The sequence below is a fragment of the Oerskovia sp. USHLN155 genome (assembly GCF_037145535.1).
GTDB classification, from domain to species: Bacteria; Actinomycetota; Actinomycetes; order Actinomycetales; family Cellulomonadaceae; genus Oerskovia; species Oerskovia rustica.
In genome coordinates this window covers 81,999-99,332 of the sequence record NZ_JBBCXG010000006.1, presented here as the reverse complement: position 1 = coordinate 99,332, position 17,334 = coordinate 81,999, and the positions used below count along the sequence as shown (strand labels likewise).

Sequence of the window (17,334 nt, the reverse complement as noted above, 5' to 3'; positions counted from 1 at the left end):
GGATGGTGGAGCCGGTCATGGCGGGCACGGCGGGCACGGCGGGCAGGGCCTGCACAGCAGGCGTGCCAGGCACGGGCCTGCCCTGGGAGCCCGACCGGCTGCTCGCCGGGTTCGAGGCCGCGACCCTGCCCACGGGCGGTCCCCCGCCCGCTGCGCGAAACGGCCTCCTCTCGCTCGTCCCTCCCCTGCCCCGCCGGGCCGCGAGCGCCGGCACGGACCGTGACGCGGACCCCGGAGCCGCGGCGGTCCCTGAGCCCGTCCCCGCGCCCGTCACGACGCTCGTGCGGCGCGCGCCGGGCACGGGCGAGGGGGTCGTCTCGGACGGCGACCTGCGCGGGGTCTTCCTGCACGTGCACGGGTACAACGACTACTTCTTCCAGGAGCACCTGGCGAGGGCGGTCGAGGATGCGGGCTACGCGTTCTTCGCAGTGGACCTGCGCGGCGCGGGTCGGTCGTGGCGCCCGGGGCAGGTGCCGCACTTCGTGGAGGACCTGCGGGAGCCGGCGACGGACCTGTCGGTAGCGGTCGCTGCCGTCCGGGGGCTGCACCCGGGTCTGCCGGTCGTGGTGCACGCGCACTCGACGAGCGGCCTCGTGGCGTCGTTGTGGGCGCACGCCCACCGTCGCCGGCGGCTGGTCGAGGCGCTCGTGCTGGACTCGCCGTTCCTCGACCTCAACTCGAGCTGGTTGAACCGGACGATCGCCACCCGGGTGCTCGACGCCGTCGGGCCGTGGTCTCCGCTCGCGGTGCTGAGCGCTGCGCCGTCGGCGTACGCGGCGCACCTGCTGGCCGCGAACGGGGGCCGGTGGGAGTTCGACCCGACGCTCAAGCGTCCCGAGGGTCTGCCGGTGCGGGCGGGGTGGTTGCGTGCGGTGCGGCAGGGGCAGGCGCGCCTCGCGCGCGGGCTCGACGTCGCGTGCCCGGTGCTGGTCGCTCGCTCGGCGGCCTCGGGGCCGGACGACCTGGACAACCCGCTGCTCGATGCGCAGGACACGGTCCTGGACGTCGCCCAGATCGAGCGGCTCGCACCGCGCATCGGTGCCGACGTGACGGTCCGGGCGTTCGAGGGCGGGGTGCACGACCTCACGCTGTCGGCGGACGGCCCGCGACGCGCCTACCTGGACGCGGTGCTGGGCTGGCTCGGCGACCGGGTCGGGCAGGACCAGGGGCAGGGCGACGGGCGCGCCGCAGGAGCCGTCCGGTGAGCGGTTCCGGGGCTCGCGGCGGACGTCCCGGCGCCTGGCACCATCCCTACCTCGACTCCGCCACGGGGTTCGTCGCGCTCGCGCACCGCGGCTTCTCCCGGGTCGGGCTCGAGAACTCGCTCGCGGCGTTCGCCGCGGCCCGGGACCTGGGCTTCCGGTACGTCGAGACCGACGCGCACGCGACGTCCGACGGCGTCGCGGTCGCCCTGCACGACGCGAGCCTTGACCGCACGACCGACGGCACGGGCCTGGTCGCGGACCTGCCCTGGGAGAGCGTGCGGCGGGCGCGGATCGGCGGTGTCGAGCCCGTGCCGCTCCTGGAGGACGTCCTGGGGACCTGGCCGGACCTGCGCGTGAACGTCGACGTCAAGGCGGACTCCGCCGCCGGGCCCGTCGCGGCGGCGGTCGAGCGCACCCGCGCGCACGAGCGGGTGTGCGTGACGTCCTTCTCCCCCGCGCGGCGACGTCGGACGGTCGCTCTCCTGACCCGGCCCGTGGCGACCTCGACCGGGACGAGCGAGGTCGCGACGTTCCTGCTCGCCGCCCGGGCGGGGGCTCCCCGGGGACCGTTCGGGGCCCTGGCCTCGTGGGCGCTGCGGGGCGCGGACTGCCTGCAGGTCCCCGTCGCGCAGGGGCGCGTGCGGGTCGTGGACGCCCGGACCGTGGCCGCCGCGCACGCCGCGGGGCGCCAGGTGCACGTGTGGACCGTCAACGACCCGGTCGAGATGGTGCGCCTGCTGGACCTGGGCGTCGACGGCATCGTGACCGACCGGGCGGACCTGCTGCGCGACGTGCTGGCCGTGCGGGGTCGCTGGGGCTGACGGCCCCACGCCCCGCCCGGGACGCGGAACGGCCCGCCTCCTCGGGGAGGCGGGCCGTTCCGCGTCGTGCAGGCTGCCCGACGGCGCCGCGTCAGAGGGCGATCGGGCCACCCCTGGGGGCGTCGATCGAGATCTCGGCGTACGCCGCGGCGAGCAGCGCCGGGTCCGGGCCCTCGAGGCGCCCGGGCTTGGCCAGACCGTCGAGCACGACGAAGCGCAGCATGTCGCCGCGCGACTTCTTGTCGCGGCGCATCGCGGACAGGAGCTGCTCCCAGCGGTCGCCGCGGTAGGTCAGCGGCAGGCCGAGGCTGCCGAGGATCGCACGGTGGCGGTCCACGGTCTCGTCGTCGAGGCGACCCGCGAGACGCGCGAGCTCGGCCGCGAAGACCATCCCGACCGACACCGCCGCGCCGTGGCGCCACGCGTAGCGCTCGGTGAGCTCGACCGCGTGCCCCAGGGTGTGCCCGTAGTTGAGGATCTCGCGCAGGCCGGCCTCCTTGAGGTCCTCGCCCACGACGCGCGCCTTGACCGCGACGGAACGCTCGATGAGCTCGACGACCACGGCCCACGTCGAGGCGGGCACCTCGGCCCCGCCCCACGCCTTGAGCTCGTCGACGTTCTCCTCGACGAGCTCGAGGATGCGCGGGTCGGCGATGAAGCCGGTCTTGACGATCTCCGCGAGCCCGGCGACGAAGTCGAACTTGGGCAGCGACTCGAGGGCCGCGACGTCGCACAGGACACCTGCGGGCGGGTGGAAAGCGCCCACGAGGTTCTTGCCCTCGGCCGTGTTGATGCCCGTCTTGCCGCCCACGGCAGCATCTACCATGGCGAGCAGCGTCGTCGGGACGTGCACGACCTTGATGCCGCGCAGCCACGTCGCGGCGACGAAGCCCGCGAGGTCGGTCGTGGCGCCGCCGCCGACCGAGACGATCGCGTCGCTGCGCGTGAAGTCGGCCTGACCGAGCACCTGCCACAGGAACGCCGCGACCTGCGCGGTCTTGGCCTCCTCGGCGTCCGGGACCTCGGCGATGTACGCCTCGTAGCCGACCGCGAGCAGGTCCTCGCGCACCGTGTCCGCGGACGTCGCGAGCGCGGACGGGTGGATCACGAGGACGCGGCGGACGTCCGGACCCAGCATCGAGGGCAGCTCGCCGAGCAGGTGGCGCCCGATGAGCACGTCGTAGGGCTGGGCGCCCTCGACCCGCACGCGGGCCGGGGTCGCCGGTGCGGCGGTGGTCGAGTCGTTGCCCGACGGCCCGTCGGTGCCGGTCGTCTGCTGGTCGTTCACTGCTCGCTCCTCGTCTGGTCGGCCGCGGCGTCCTGGGACGTGCCGCCGAGTGCTGCTTCGATCTCCCCGGCCACCTGGCGGGGGGTGCGCGCGTCCGTCACGACCCGCACCGTGGCGAGCCGCTCGTAGACGGGACGGCGCTGCTCCATGAGCGCCTGCCACCTGGCCCGGGGGTTGCCGAGCAGCAGGGGCCGTGCCTGGTTGAACCCGACCCGCGGGCCCGCGTGGGCCAGGGAGACGTCGAGGAAGACCACGGTCCCCCCTGCGGCCGAGTAGGCCTCGAGCGCGACCTGGGAGTGCTCGTCGAGGACGGCGCCGCCGCCCAGGGCGAGGACGCCCTCGTGGACCGCGAGCGCCTGGGTCACTGCCTCGCGCTCCAGGGCGCGGAAGTGCGGCTCGCCGTCCTCGAGGAAGACGTCGGCGACGGTCTTTCCCGCGAGGACCTCCACGTCGGTGTCGGTGTCGCGCGCCGCGAGGCCCAGTCGCTCCGACAGGACGTTCGCGACCGTGGACTTGCCGCTGCCGGGAGGGCCGATGAGGACGACGCGTGGGCCGCTGCTCGTGGTCATCTCAGCGCAGCAGCTCGGGGACCGACGCCAGGTAGCCCTCGACGTTGCGGCGGACCTCGGAGACCGAGTCCCCGCCGAACTTCTCCAGGACGGCCTCGGCGAGGACGAGCGCGACCATCGCCTCGGCGACGACGGCCGCGGGCGGCACGGCGCACACGTCCGAGCGCTGGTGCTGGGCCTTGGCGGGCTCGCCCGTCGCGACGTCGACCGTCGCGAGTGCTCGCGGCACCGTGGAGATGGGCTTCATGGCCGCGCGCACGCGCAGCACCTCGCCGTTGGACATGCCGCCCTCGACGCCGCCGGCGCGGTTGCTGAGGCGGTGCAGGTGCCCGTCCTCGCCGCGCACGATCTCGTCGTGGGCCTGCGAGCCGCGGCGGCGCGCCGTGCGGAAGCCGTCGCCGACCTCGACGCCCTTGATGGCCTGGATGCCCATGAGCACGGCCGCGAGGCGTGCGTCGAGCCGGCGGTCGGACTGCACGTAGGTGCCCAGCCCGGACGGGACGCCGTACGCCAGGACCTCGACCACGCCGCCCAGGGTGTCGCCGTCCTTGTGGCACTCGTCGATCTCGGCGACCATCGCCGCGGAGCTCACGGGGTCGAAGCAGCGCACCGGGTCGGCGTCGAGGCGCACGACGTCGTCGGGCTGCGGGAGGGCCGCGTCCTCGGGGACGTCGACCGTGCCGATGCCCACGACGTGCGAGACGAGGCGGATCCCGACGGCCTGCTCGAGGAACTTGGCGGCGGCCACCCCGAGCGCGACACGGGTCGCGGTCTCGCGGGCCGAGGCGCGCTCCAGGACCGGACGGGCGTCGTCGAACGCGTACTTGCGCATGCCGATCAGGTCCGCGTGCCCGGGACGCGGGCGCGTCAGGGGACGGTTGCGGGCGATCTCCCGCACGTCACCCGTCCCGGCGTCGACCTGCAGCGCCTCGGCGGGCACGGGGTCCGCGCTCATGACGTCGACCCACTTGGGCCACTCGGTGTTGGCGATCTCGATCGCGAGCGGGCCGCCCTGCGTCAGGCCCAGGCGCAGCCCCGCGAGGATGCGGACCTCGTCCTGCTCGAACTTCATGCGCGCACCACGCCCGTACCCGAGGCGGCGGCGCGCGAGCGCGTCCTGCACGTCCTTCGTCACGAGCTCGACCCCTGCGGGCAGCCCTTCCAGGATGCCGACCAGCGCCGGACCGTGCGACTCACCCGATGTCAACCAACGAAGCATGAGCAGAATCCTCCCACGTCACGCGGCGCGCCCCCGAACCCGCCCGCACTGCGGACCGGCGCCCCGGTCGCGTCCCGCCTGCCACGTCGGGCGGCGTGAGCGAGGCGGCGGGCCTGTGGACGACGCCTGCCCCGGCGCGGCGCGCTGCGCTAGGTTCGCCGGGTGACGAACGCAGGGGGCGGGGGGCCGGTCGACGCGCCGGGGCAGGACGGTTCCGTGACGACGAGCCCGGGCGAGGGCGGAGCGGCGCACCCGTCCGCCGGGCACCTGCCGGCTCGGGCCTGGCGCCGGGCCGCGGCCGAGGTGCGCCCGCACCGTCGCGCGGTCCTGGTGGTGACGGCGGTGGCCGTGCCCGCCACGGTCGTGGGGGCGTGGGGCGTGGGTCACCCCGTGGTGGTGCTTCCTGTGGCCGGGTACCTCGCGCTCGTCGGGTCGGCGCTCGCCGTGATCGACGCCCGCACGCACCGTCTCCCGGACGCTCTGGTCCTGCCGTCCTACCCCGTCCTGGCGGTGCTGCTGGGCCTGGCCGGCCTTCTCGTGCCCGACGGCGGCGCGCTCGTCCGCGCCCTGGCCGGCGGTCTGGGGCTCTACGGCGCGTACTTTCTCCTGGCCCTCGCCCCGTCGGGGTTGGGCTTCGGCGACGTGAAGCTCGCCGGGCTGATCGGCGCGGTGCTCGCGTGGTGCGGGTGGGCCGAGCTCGCCGTGGGGGCGAGCGCGGCCTTCTTCGTCGGCGGTACCTGGGCTGTCGTCCTGCTCTCCACGAGGCGGGCAGGTCGACGTTCGGCGATCCCGTTCGGCCCGTTCATGCTCGCGGGCGCGCTGCTCGGCCTGATCGGCGGTCGCTCGGTGCTCGGCGAGGCGCTGCTGCTGGGCTGAGCGCACGCAGCGCCGGCCGCGGCCCCCGTCTCAGGTCCTGGCGGTGCTCGGCGCGAGGGCCGCCTCGAGGGCCTCGGCCATCGCCGTGAGCGGCGCGACCTGCCCCGTCATGAGCCGCACCTGCTCGGCGGCCTGGTGCAGGAGCATGCGCTCGCCGCCCACCACGGTGGCGCCCGCCTGCGCCCAGGCGCGGGAGAGCGCCGTCGGGCGGGGGTCGTAGACCACGTCGAGCAACACGCCCCGAGGAGCCGGGGCCCCGGCGGCAGTCCGTGCCGCGAGCGCGTCGGCGACCGGGTCCGCCGCCCCGGAGGGCAGCGTCGAGACGACGACGTCCACCTGCGCGACGAGCGGTGACGCCGGGTCGAGCACCGCGAACCGCGGGGCGACCCCCATGCGGTGCGCGGCACGCTGAAGGCCGCCCGTGCGCCCGAGCGAGCGCACCAGGACGGTCGGGGTGGTGCAGCCGAGCTCGGCGAGCGCGGCCAGGGTCGAGGCCGCGGTCGCGCCCGCCCCGAGCACCACGGCCGAGCCGACCGGACGGTCACCCAGCCCCTCCCGCAACGCGGCCACCAGGCCGTGCACGTCGGTGTTGGCGCCCACGAGCGTGCGCGCCGAGCCCGTGGGCTGGAACAGGACCGTGTTCACGGCGCCCACGACGCCCGCGAGCGGCTCGACGTGGTCGAGGAGGGGCAGGACGACCTGCTTGAGCGGCATGGTCAGGCTCAGCCCGGCCCAGCTCTCGTCCAGGCCCTCGACGAAGCCTGCCACCTGCTCCTCGGTGACATCGATGGCGGTGTACTCCCACCCGTCCAGACCCAGCGCGCGGTACGCGGCCGAGTGGAGGACGGGTGAGAGCGAGTGGGCGACGGGGTGGCCCAGGACGGCGGCGCGACGCACGGCGCCGACCGTCACGGGTTCTCCCTCTGCCACGCACGCAGTTCGTCGACGTACTTCTGGTGCTCCGCCAGGGTGGAGGAGAACTTGGTCTCACCCGTGTCGAGGTTCACGGCGACCCAGAAGATCCAATCACCGGGCTCCGGGTTCAGTACGGCCTCGATCGACTTCATCCCGGGCGACGCGATCGGCCCGGGCGGCAGCCCCTTGTGCTTGTACAAGTTATAGAGGTTGTCCGTGTTCGCCTTGTCGGCGATGGTGATCTCGGTGCCCGGCTTGCCCAGGCCGAACGCGACGGCCGCGTCGATGTCAAGTGTCATCTCCCGCGACAGGCGGTTCTCGATCGCCTGTGCCATCTTGGGCCGGTCCTCCTCGGCCTTCGCCTCCCGCTCGATGAGCGAGGCCTTGATCAGGACCGTCTCACGGTCCGCCGCCTGGATGCCGAGAGAGTCGAGGTTCGCGACGGTCGTCGCGATCATGTTGGCCACGATGGTCGCCGCCGTGTCGTCCGGCTCGAGGACGTACGTGCTCGGGAAGAACCACCCTTCGAAGTTGCCGCCCGCCTCGGCCGGCAGGCCGACCGCAGCCGGGTCCGCCATCGCGGCCTGGAACTCCTCTTGAGGTTTGCCCGTCACCGAGACAGCGCGCTCGATGATCTGCGCAGCCGTGAACCCCTCGGGGACCGTCAGCTTCATCTCGTTCTTGCTCGTCTTGGACAGCAGTAGCGTGACCGCGGCAGACGCCTTCATCTCGGTGAGCATCGTGTAGTTGCCCGGCTGGATCTTGCCGGCGTCCGGGTTCGCCTTGAAGGCCTTGACGAACGCGCCGGCCGACTTCACGACGCCCGCTTCGACGAGCGTCTCGCCGATGTCCGCGCCCGTCGACTGCGGCTCGATCGTCACGTCGACGGGGTCGACCCCCTGCCCCTCGTAGTCCGAGACGCTGAAGGGGTTCTCGAAGCCCAGCAGGCTCGAGGCGTTGTTGACCAGGTAGTACCCGGCCCCGCCCACGAGGACCAGCGCGAGCACCACGATCAGGGTACGGCGACGCCGTCGCTGCGCGCGCTTCTTCGCGGCGCGACGGTCTCGGCTCCCCGAACGGGTCGCCCGCGACGGTGGTTGTTGCTGCACCGGTGGGCGGTCGAATAGGTCGGTCACGGGAGGCTGCCTCCTGACGAGTGTGCGCGCGGCGGTCCTTGCCACGACGCAACGATCAACGTTCTACGTACTCTCCGGCGCGCGCCCCCGCGCTCCGCTCGCGGTCCAGAGCGGTCTGGAGGATGATAACTGCCGCCGCCTGGTCGACGACAGAGCGCTGCTTGCGCCCGGCGCGCCCCGACGCCCGCAGCGCCTGGTGGGCGCTCACGGTCGTCATACGTTCGTCGACGAGGTGCACCGGGACCGGCGCGACGGCACGTGCCACCAGTCCAGCGTACGCACGTGCGGCCGCGGTAGCGGCACCTTCCGCGCCGGAAAGGTGTCGAGGAAGCCCGATGTACACCACACGTGCACCCCGTTCCTCCACTTCCGTCGCGATCCGCGCGACGTCGCTCGGGAAGGTGACCACCGCGTCGTCGGAAGCCGAGGGCTGTGTCTTCGTGTCCCGGGGAAGGGTCTCGACGGGGGTCGCGATGAGGCCGTCGGGGTCGCTCGCGGCGAGCCCCACACGCACGCTGCCCACGTCGACGCCCAGGCGGGCCCCCCTCGGGAGAGGGGCGCCCGCCTGGTGGTCGACCGTCATCGGGTGCGCGCTCAGAGCGCCGAGGCGACGTCGTCGCGGATGCCCGCGAGAGCCGCCGGGAGGGCGGACACGTCCGTGCCGCCACCCTGGGCCATGTCGTCCTTGCCGCCACCGCCGCCGCCGAGCACGCCCGACGCCTTCTTCGCGAGCGCGCCCGCACGCAGGCCGGCCTCACGGGCCGGTGCGTTCGTCACGATGACGACCTGCGGACGGTCCTTGCTCACGCCACCGACGGCGACGACGCTCGGCGCCGAGTCCGCGAGACGGCCGCGCACGTCGAGCGCGAGGGCGCGCAGGTCGTCCGCGGAGGCGACCTCACCGGCGTCGTGCACGACGACGCGCACCGTACCGACGGTCTCCGCGCCCGCTGCGAGGTTCGCGGCGGCCGCGAGGAGCTGGGCCTGGCGCAGCGCCGCGAGCTCCTTCTCGGCGTCCCGCAGACGCGAGACCAGCGAGCCGACCCGGTCCGGGAGCTCCTCGGTACGCACGTTCAGCAGGCCCGTGAGCTGTCCCACGAGCGCGTGCTCCTTGGCCTGGAAGCCGTAGGCCCCGTCGCCGACGAGCGCGTCGACACGGCGCACGCCCGAGCCGATCGAGGACTCGCCGAGCAGCGTGACCAGACCGAGCTGACCGGACTGCTTGACGTGCGTGCCCGCGCACAGCTCGCGCGACCAGTCGCCGCCGATCGAGACCACGCGCACCTGGTCGCCGTACTTCTCGCCGAACAGCGCCATGGCGCCCAGCGCCCGGGCCTCCGCGATGGGCATGACCTTGTCCGTGACCTCGAGGTTCTCGGCGAGCTGGGTGTTGACCCGCTCCTCGACCTCGGACAGCACCCCTGCGGGGACCGCGCTCGAGGCGCGGAAGTCGAAGCGGATACGGCTCGGGGCGTTCTCCGAGCCGGCCTGCGTCGCCTCCTTGCCCAGGGCCTCCTGGATGGACTTGTGGATCATGTGCGTCGCGGTGTGGGCGCGGCTGATCGCCTTGCGGCGCGCCGTGTCGATCTGCGCGGTGCCCGGGTCGCCCAGCGCCACGACGCCCTCGACGAGGCGTCCACGGTGGACCGAGAAGCCCTTGATGGGGCGCTGCACGTCGTCGACCTCGATGGTCGCGCCGCCGTCGAGCACGATCGTGCCGTGGTCGGCGAGCTGGCCACCGGCCTCGGCGTAGAACGGCGTGCGGTCGAGGACGACCTCGACGTCGGCCGGGGCCGTCGCGGCCGGGGAGGGCACGCCGTCGACCAGGAGGCCCACGACGTTGACCGAGGCCGTGGCGTCCGTGTAGCCCAGGAACTCGACCGGACGGGCGAGCTCGCCCTGCAGCGCCTCGTAGGCCGCGGTGTCCACCCCGCCCGTGCGCTTGGCGAGCGCGTCGGCGCGCGCACGGGTGCGCTGCTCCTGCATGAGGGCGCGGAACGCCTTCTCGTCGACCTGGACGCCCTGCTCGGCGGCCATCTCGAGGGTCAGGTCGATCGGGAAGCCGTACGTGTCGTGCAGGGCGAAGGCCTGGTCGCCGGGCAGCACGGGTGTGCCGCCCGAGCCCGCGTTCGTCTTGGCGGCCGCGACCGCGGTGTCCAGGATCGTGGTGCCCGAGGTCAGGGTGCGGCGGAACGCCTCCTCCTCGGCGTAGGCGATCTGCGAGATGCGCTCGAAGTCGGCACCGACCTCCGGGTAGGAGGCCTGCATGGCGTCGCGCGAGACGGGGAAGAGCTGCGGCAGCGCGGGGTCCTCGACGCCCAGCAGGCGCATCGCGCGCACCGAGCGGCGCAGCAGACGGCGCAGCACGTAGCCGCGGCCCTCGTTCGAGGGGCGCACGCCGTCGCTGATGATCATCAGGGCCGAGCGCACGTGGTCGGCGACCACGCGCATGCGCACGTCGTCGTCGACGTCGGCGCCGTAGCGCTTGCCCGAGAGCTCCTGGGCCGCGGCGATGACGGGGAAGACCTCGTCGATCTCGTACATGTTGTCGACGCCCTGCAGGACGAACGCGACGCGCTCGAGACCCATGCCGGTGTCGATGTTCTTCTTCGTGAGCTCGCCCAGGATGGGGAAGGACTCCTTGGTCCCGCCGTCACCGCGCTCGTACTGCATGAAGACGAGGTTCCAGATCTCCAGGAACCGGTCGCCCGCGAGGTCGATCGCGGGTCCACCGTCGGGGCCGTAGGCCGGGCCGCGGTCGTAGAAGATCTCCGAGCAGGGACCGGCAGGCCCGCGGGCACCCGTGGACCAGTAGTTCGGTCCCATGCCGAGGCCTTGGATGCGCTCGTCCGGCAGCCCCGCGATCTTCTTCCAGAGCTGGCGCGCCTCGTCGTCCTCGTGGAAGACGGTGACCCAGATCTTGTCCTCGGGGATGCCGTACCCGCCGTCGTCCTGCGACCGCGTGATGAGGTCCCAGGCGTAGGTGATCGCACCTTCCTTGAAGTAGTCCCCGAACGAGAAGTTGCCGTTCATCTGGAAGAACGTGCCGTGGCGCGTGGTCTTGCCCACGTCGTCGATGTCGAGGGTTCGCACGCACTTCTGCACGCTCGTCGCGCGGGCCCACGGCGCCGTCTGCTCGCCCGTCATGTACGGGATGAACGGCACCATGCCCGCGATGGTGAACAACGTCGAGGGGTCCGGCGAGATGAGCGACGCCGAGGGCACGACGGTGTGGTCCTGGGCGGCGAAGTAGTCGAGCCAACGCTTGCGGATCTCGGCGGTACGCATGATGTCCTTCGGAAGTCGGAGACGGAACGGCCCGGGCGCGCCGCTGGAGGCGGGCGGCACCGGCTAGAACAAGTATGTTCCCGGCGTGCTTCCCTCCTGTGCGCGCGACGCACGCCGCGCGGGCGGAAGCAGGCCTGGTGGGTGGATCAGTAGAACGAGTACCCGAGCAGGTCCTCGTCGTCGTCGACGCCGGGTTCCCCCGCGCGCTCGCGGCGCGCCGCACGGGCCGCGCGCACGTCGTCGGGGTCCGGCTGGCCCTCGGCGAGCAGGGACGCGAGCAGCTCGGCCTCGCGCGCGTCACGCGCGGTGCGGAACTCCTCCCGGAAGACGGACACGAAGCTCGTGGCCTTCTCCCCGATCGAGTTGACCTGGTCGGTGGCCTGGTCGACGAGCGAGGCGGGGGCGTAGCGCGCGATCACCTGTCGCCCCTTGACGACGACGACCACGGTGATGGCGACGCCGACGCCGACCCAGAACACCCGACGCATCAGCGACCGGTCCGAGGTCCGGACGAGCGGCCCGAGGCCCGCGCGAACGCCTGGCGCACGCCGTACGTGAACGCCGCGACCTTCACGAGCGGCGCCCCGAAGGTCGCCGCGTACAGGCCCGTGAGGGCCGAGACGTTCTCGCTGACCTGCGCCGCGGACGTCGTGATCGTGTCGACCTTGACCAGCTGGCTGTTCGTCGTGGCCACGGTCGTGGCGGCCTCGTCGAGGATCGGCACCGAGTGGTCCGTGACCTCCTTGATGCTCACGCGGGCCTCGTCGAGCACCCGGCCGAGCTTGACCAGAGGAACCGCGAGGACCCCGACCAGCAGCACGAATGCGATGGCGGCGATCAGCCCGGCCACATCTCCTACGGACATCTCCTGCTCCTCCTTCGACGGCGCGACGCGACGGACGGCACGCCTCGCGAAACCTTACCCGGATGCACGAACGCCTCGCTCCCCGTCGAAGCGGTGAGCGAGGCGTTCGTGCACGGCGCGCGGCGCCAGCCGCGCAGGAGGATCAGCGAGCGTAGTACTCGACGACGAGCTGGACCTCGCAGGTCACGGGGACCTCGACGCGCTTGGGGCGACGCACCAGGACGGCGCTCAGCTTCTCGAGCTGGACGTCGAGGTAGGCCGGGACGGCCGGCAGGACGTCGCGGTGCGCACCGGCGGCGGCGACCTGGAACGGCGTGGTGGCCTGGCTCTTCGGCTTGACCTGGATCGTCTGACCCGGCTTCACCTTGAACGAGGGGCGGTCGACGATCTTGCCGTCGACGAGGATGTGGCGGTGGCCGACGGCCTGGCGCGCCTGCAGGATGGTGCGGGCGAAGCCCGAACGCAGCACGAGCGCGTCGAGACGCGTCTCGAGGTTCTCGACCATGGCCTCACCGGTCAGACCGGCGTCCTTGCGAGCGTCCTCGTAGGCGCGAGCCATCTGCTTCTCGCGGAGCGCGTACTGGGCGCGCAGACGCTGCTTCTCGCGAAGACGCACCGCGTAGTCCGACTCGGTGCGGCGACGGGCGCGGCCGTGCTCACCGGGCGGGTAGGGGCGCTTCTCGAAGTGCTTGACGGCCTTGGGCGTGAGCGCGAGGCCCAGCGCGCGGCTCAGGCGAACCTGGCGGCGCGAACGAGTCACTGAAGACACAGTGTGTTCCTGTCCTGTCGTGTGTACTTGACGTCACACCCGTGCGGATTGCCGGGTGCGGGACCAGCCGATGAGCCGCCGCGATCCGTGAGGATGCCCACCCGTCGACGCGAGGTCGAGGATGACGTGCGGGGCTGCGGGGCCGAGGTCCCAGGCGGTTGCCGCTGCCCTGACGGGCGGAGACAACCTGAGAAGTCTACCGCACCGGGCGCGAGGCCCGGTCCCTCGCCTGGTGCGAGGCCTGACCCGAGGCCTGGTGAGCGCCCCTGACGGACGTGCACGACGCGCTTCCTGGCGGGCCGCCGCAGGGCCTGTCAGGGCGTGTCAGGGCCTGTCAGTCCCCGAGGATCTGCCGGATCCGGTCGAGGCGCTCGGTCACGGACCGCTCGAACCCGCGGTCGGTCGGCGTGTAGTAGCGCGTGCCCTGCAGGACGTCGGGCAGGTACTGCTGGCGCGCGACCGCGTGCGGGGCGTCGTGCGCGTACTTGTACCCCTTGCCGTGCCCCAGCTCCTTGGCTCCCGCGTAGTGCGCGTCGCGCAGGTGCGCGGGCACCGTCCCGACCTTGCCCGCGCGCACGTCCGCGAGCGCCGCGTCGATCCCGAGGTAGGCCGCGTTGGACTTGGGCGCGGTCGCGAGGTGCACGACGGCCTCCGCGAGGATGATGCGGGCCTCGGGCATGCCGATGAGCGCGACGGCCTGGGCTGCGGCGACCGCGGTCTGCAGCGCGCTGGGGTCGGCCATGCCGACGTCCTCCGCGGCCGAGATGACGATGCGCCGGGCGATGAACCGCGGGTCCTCCCCCGCGGCGATCATGCGCGCGAGGTAGTGCAGCGAGGCGTCGACGTCGGAGCCGCGCACCGACTTGATGAAGGCGCTCGTGACGTCGTAGTGCTGGTCGCCGTCGCGGTCGTAGCGGACGGCGGCGACGTCGATCGCGCGCTCCATGGTCTCGAGGTCGACGACCACGGCCCCGGGCTCGGCGCGCGCCGGGGGTTCCTCGTCCGCCGCCGCGGACGCGGTCTCCTCGTCGGGCGTCCCGGCACCCTCACCCTCTCCGTGCGCCTCGCCCTGCCCCGGTGCGTCGCCCTGCCCGACGGCGTCGCTCGCGGCGGGCGCGTCGTCGTCGGGCCGGTCCGTGGTGCGGACGGGGGCGTCCGGGACCTCCGAGAGCGCGGCACCCGCCGCGGCCTCGAGGATGGTCAGGGCCTTGCGGGCGTCGCCGCCCGCGAGGCGGACCAGGTGCTCCTCGGCCTCCTCCGCGAGGGCGACGGCCCCGCCCAGCCCGCGCTCGTCGACGAGCGCCCGGTGCACCAGGGCGCGCACGTCGCCCGACGTGAGGGGCTTGAGCGTGAGCAGGAGCGAGCGTGAGAGCAGCGGGGAGTTGACCGAGAAGCTCGGGTTCTCGGTCGTGGCCGCCACGAGCGTGACCCAGCGGTTCTCCACGCTGGGCAGCAGCGCGTCCTGCTGGGACTTGGAGAAGCGGTGGACCTCGTCGATGAACAGGACGGTCTCCTCGCCGCCCGTCGCGAGTCGGCGGCGCGCGTCGTCGATGACCTGGCGCACGTCCTTGACGCCCGCGGTCACGGCCGAGAGCTCGACGAAGCGCCGGCCCGAGGTCGTGGCGATGAGGTACGCGAGGGTCGTCTTGCCCGTGCCCGGCGGGCCCCACAGGATGACCGAGCCCGGCGCCGCGCGCGAGGCGCCCGGCCCGTCCACCTCGATGAGGCGGCGCAGCGGCGATCCGGCGACGAGCAGGTGCTCCTGGCCGGCGACCTCGTCGAGCGCGGACGGGCGCATGCGCACGGCCAGCGGCGCGCCAGGTCCTGGACGAGGAGTCCCCTGGGTGCCTGAGGTCGCGGCGTCGAACAGGTCCATCCCGGGAAGCATGCTCCGAGCCTACGCACCCCCACCGACACGGCGTGACACGCTGCGCCTCCGTACCGCGCCGCACCGTGTCGGCGCGTGTGAAGCCGTCGCGTAGCGCTCCGTGAGAGGTGTGCGCCCACGCTGTGCACGGCCCGGCGCAGCCCCGCGCGAGGTGCCATGCTGACGGGGTGTTCGAGAGCCTTGGCCGCGCCGTCGCCCACCGTCCCCGCCTGACCGTCGCCGTGTGGGTAGTGCTGACCGCCCTGGGGTTCGCCCTCGCCGTCGTGGGCGTCCACGGCGAGAGCCTGTTCGACCGCCTGACCACGGGCGAACCGTCGGTCCCCGGCTCGCAGAGCGAGCGCGGCACCGAGATCCTCACCGAGCAGACGGAGACGGGCGAGACCGTCTCGCTCCTCGTGAGCGGGGTCGACCCCGCGGACCCGGCCCTCGCCGAGGCCATGGACCCCGTGCACCAGGAGCTCGCCGCGGTCGCCGGCGTCGAGACGGTCGTCGACCCGTTCGTGATCCCCGGCGGCGTCGAGACCGAGGCCGCGCAGTCGCTCGTCGCGGCCGACGGCGACGGGTTCGTGCTGTCCGTGACGCTCGAGCCGGGCCTCGACGAGGACGCCCAGGCCGCGGCCGCGACCGACGTCGTCGAGATCCTCGAGGCCGTCCCCGCTGACCTCGCCGACGTGGCCCCCGACGCGACCGGGCTCGTGTCGAGCAACGACCTGATCGTCGAGGCCATCACCTCCCAGGTCGAGAAGGACCTCACGACGGGCGAGATGATCGCCCTGCCCATCGCGCTGCTCGTCATGGTCCTGGTCTTCGGCGGGTTCCTCGCGGCCGCGATGCCCATGGCCGGGGCCATCGCCTCGATCGGCGCCGGGCTCGGCGTCCTCCTCGTCCTGTCCTACCCGCTGACCATCGACGCGTCCGTCGTCAACGTCGTCACGCTGCTGGGCCTGGGGCTCTCGATCGACTACGGGCTGCTCATCGTGTCCCGCTTCCGCGAGGAGCTGCACGCGCTCGACGACGCGTCCCCGGGGCGCGCCACGTCCCCCGGGGACGCCACACCGGCCGCGGAGCCCGGTCCCGACACTGCGGGTGCGTCCCGGACGACCCGCGGGACCCGGCGCTCGCGTCGCCGCGACGCCGACGTGACGGCCGCTGTCGTACGCACCATGGCCACCGCGGGCCGCACCGTGGCCTTCTCGGCGCTGACCGTCGCGATCTCGATCGCGGGCCTCATGGTCTTCGAGCCCGACATCCTGCGCGCCATCGGCGCTGCCGGGCTCGCCGTCATCCTCATCGCCGTCGCGACCGCCATGACCCTCGTGCCCGCCCTGCTCGCGCTCGCGGGCCACCGGCTCGTCCGGCCCGGCGTCCTGAGCAAGGTCCCCGGGCTGCGCGCCGTCCTGGCCCGCACGGCCGACGTCCAGTCCGACGAGGGCTTCTTCTCCCGGCTCATCGGCCGCGTCCAGCGCCACCCGGTGTGGGTCATGCTCGCCACCGTCGCCGTCCTGGTGGTGCTCGCGCTACCGGTCCTCGGCCTGCAGATGCGCAACTCCGGCATCGAGCTGCTGCCCCAGAGCTCCCCCCAGCGCGAGTTCGTCGACGAGCTCTCCGCCCAGTTCCCCGCGTCCGCGAGCGCCGACGTGCGCGTCGTGACCGACTCCACGACCGAGGACGCCCAGGCCTGGGCCGACGAGATCGCGGGCCTCGACGGCGTCGAGCGGGTCGACCCCGCGGTCCCGGTCGGCGACGACCACGCGCTCGTCGGGGTCCACCTCGCCGCCGCCGACGCGGGCGGCCCCGAGGCCGTCGCCGTCATCGAGGAGCTGCGCGCCCAGGACCCCGGGTTCACGTTCTACGTCACCGGGCAGGCCGCCGGGCAGGTCGACTTCCGGGCGGCGCTCGCGGACCGGGTGTGGTGGGCCGTGGGGATCGTGGTGGTCGCGACGTTCGTGCTGCTGTTCCTCATGACAGGGTCCGTGCTCATCCCCGTCAAGGCGCTCCTGACGAACGCGCTGTCGCTCGCCGCGTCGTTGGGCGTGCTGGTGTGGGTGTTCCAGGAGGGGCACCTGGAAGGGGTGCTCGACTTCGCGTCGGCGGGCGGCATCGAGACGTACGTCGTGGCCCTGGTCGTCGCGTTCGCGTTCGGGCTGGCCATGGACTACGAGGTGTTCCTGCTGTCCCGCATCAAGGAGCTGCACGACGCGGGCCTGTCGAACGACGAGGCGGTCCGCCTGGGGCTGCAGCGTTCGGGGCGCATCATCACCTCGGCCGCGGCCATCATCATCGTGGTGTTCGCGGGGTTCGTGTTCGGCGAGCTGCTCGTGATCAAGGAGGTCGGGTTCGCGCTGGCCGTGGCGGTGTTCATCGACGCGACGATCGTGCGCATCCTGCTGGTGCCCGCGACGATGACGCTGCTGGGCCGGGCCAACTGGTGGGCGCCCAAGCACCTGAGACGGCTGTACTCGAGGTTCTCGATCACCCACTGACCCGGGTGGCCG

General features: G+C 73.3%; 15 protein-coding genes. 4 read left to right on the top strand and 11 right to left on the bottom strand.

Going from position 1 to position 17,334, the window contains the following annotated elements; translation table 11 throughout:
* The first annotated feature begins 2 nt into the window (after positions 1-2).
* Entirely contained in the window at positions 3-1,205 is a 1,203-nt protein-coding gene (locus WFH32_RS10050; RefSeq protein WP_336707246.1) for an alpha/beta hydrolase, read from the top strand.
* Positions 1,202-2,026: a glycerophosphodiester phosphodiesterase gene (locus WFH32_RS10045; RefSeq protein WP_336707245.1), complete on the top strand. Its 825-nt coding sequence runs from the start codon at positions 1,202-1,204 to the stop codon at positions 2,024-2,026. The genes WFH32_RS10050 and WFH32_RS10045 overlap by 4 nt, the downstream gene beginning before the upstream one ends.
* Before the next feature lie 91 nt (positions 2,027-2,117).
* Here the strand turns inward: WFH32_RS10045 and aroB are convergent, their stop codons facing one another.
* The 3 genes from aroB to aroC are packed head-to-tail and all read right to left on the bottom strand — an operon-like array spanning position 2,118 to position 5,102.
* Positions 2,118-3,314 (bottom strand): 3-dehydroquinate synthase, encoded by a 1,197-nt coding sequence (gene aroB, locus WFH32_RS10040; protein WP_404822047.1) that lies wholly within the window; start codon positions 3,312-3,314, stop codon positions 2,118-2,120.
* Entirely contained in the window at positions 3,311-3,883 is a 573-nt protein-coding gene (locus tag WFH32_RS10035; RefSeq protein WP_191797157.1) for a shikimate kinase, read from the bottom strand. The genes aroB and WFH32_RS10035 overlap by 4 nt, the downstream gene beginning before the upstream one ends.
* Position 3,884: 1 nt before the next feature.
* A complete protein-coding gene (aroC, locus tag WFH32_RS10030) occupies positions 3,885-5,102 on the bottom strand; it encodes a chorismate synthase (RefSeq protein ID WP_191797159.1) in 1,218 nt (405 codons plus the stop codon).
* Between the two features lie 162 nt (positions 5,103-5,264).
* Between aroC and WFH32_RS10025 the strand changes: the two genes are divergently transcribed.
* Complete coding sequence (locus tag WFH32_RS10025; RefSeq protein WP_336707243.1) at positions 5,265-5,978, top strand: prepilin peptidase; 714 nt, start codon at positions 5,265-5,267, stop codon at positions 5,976-5,978.
* 30 nt (positions 5,979-6,008) lie between these two features.
* Here WFH32_RS10025 and WFH32_RS10020 read toward each other — a convergent pair whose 3' ends face one another.
* The 8 genes from WFH32_RS10020 to WFH32_RS09985 all read right to left on the bottom strand — a co-directional run bounded on the left by WFH32_RS10020 (position 6,009) and on the right by WFH32_RS09985 (position 14,827).
* Positions 6,009-6,908, bottom strand: coding sequence for a shikimate dehydrogenase (locus WFH32_RS10020; protein ID WP_336707241.1), 900 nt, complete (start codon positions 6,906-6,908; stop codon positions 6,009-6,011).
* Positions 6,887-7,900 (bottom strand): endolytic transglycosylase MltG, encoded by a 1,014-nt coding sequence (mltG, locus tag WFH32_RS10015; protein ID WP_318244209.1) that lies wholly within the window; start codon positions 7,898-7,900, stop codon positions 6,887-6,889. Before mltG ends, WFH32_RS10020 begins: the two co-directional genes overlap by 22 nt.
* A 184-nt stretch (positions 7,901-8,084) precedes the next feature.
* Positions 8,085-8,612, bottom strand: coding sequence for a Holliday junction resolvase RuvX (gene ruvX / locus WFH32_RS10010; RefSeq protein WP_336707240.1), 528 nt, complete (start codon positions 8,610-8,612; stop codon positions 8,085-8,087).
* Positions 8,613-8,623: 11 nt separating this feature from the next.
* Positions 8,624-11,317 carry an alanine--tRNA ligase gene (alaS, locus tag WFH32_RS10005; RefSeq protein WP_191797165.1) on the bottom strand — a complete coding sequence of 898 codons (2,694 nt, stop codon included), beginning with the start codon at positions 11,315-11,317 and terminating at the stop codon, positions 8,624-8,626.
* A 146-nt stretch (positions 11,318-11,463) separates the two neighbouring features.
* A complete protein-coding gene (locus WFH32_RS10000) occupies positions 11,464-11,805 on the bottom strand; it encodes a hypothetical protein (protein WP_191797167.1) in 342 nt (113 codons plus the stop codon).
* Positions 11,805-12,182 carry a DUF948 domain-containing protein gene (locus WFH32_RS09995; protein WP_030151396.1) on the bottom strand — a complete coding sequence of 126 codons (378 nt, stop codon included), beginning with the start codon at positions 12,180-12,182 and terminating at the stop codon, positions 11,805-11,807. The genes WFH32_RS10000 and WFH32_RS09995 overlap by 1 nt, the downstream gene beginning before the upstream one ends.
* Positions 12,183-12,324: 142 nt before the next feature.
* On the bottom strand, positions 12,325-12,951 hold the full coding sequence (rpsD, locus tag WFH32_RS09990; protein ID WP_191790464.1) for a 30S ribosomal protein S4: 627 nt from the start codon (positions 12,949-12,951) through the stop codon (positions 12,325-12,327).
* Between the two features lie 334 nt (positions 12,952-13,285).
* The gene (locus WFH32_RS09985; protein ID WP_336707442.1) at positions 13,286-14,827 is read right to left on the bottom strand and encodes a replication-associated recombination protein A; all 1,542 of its coding nucleotides are present in this window, start codon (positions 14,825-14,827) and stop codon (positions 13,286-13,288) included.
* Positions 14,828-15,006: 179 nt separating this feature from the next.
* Between WFH32_RS09985 and WFH32_RS09980 the strand changes: the two genes are divergently transcribed.
* A complete protein-coding gene (locus tag WFH32_RS09980; RefSeq protein ID WP_336707237.1) occupies positions 15,007-17,322 on the top strand; it encodes an MMPL family transporter in 2,316 nt (771 codons plus the stop codon).
* Positions 17,323-17,334 lie beyond the last annotated feature (12 nt).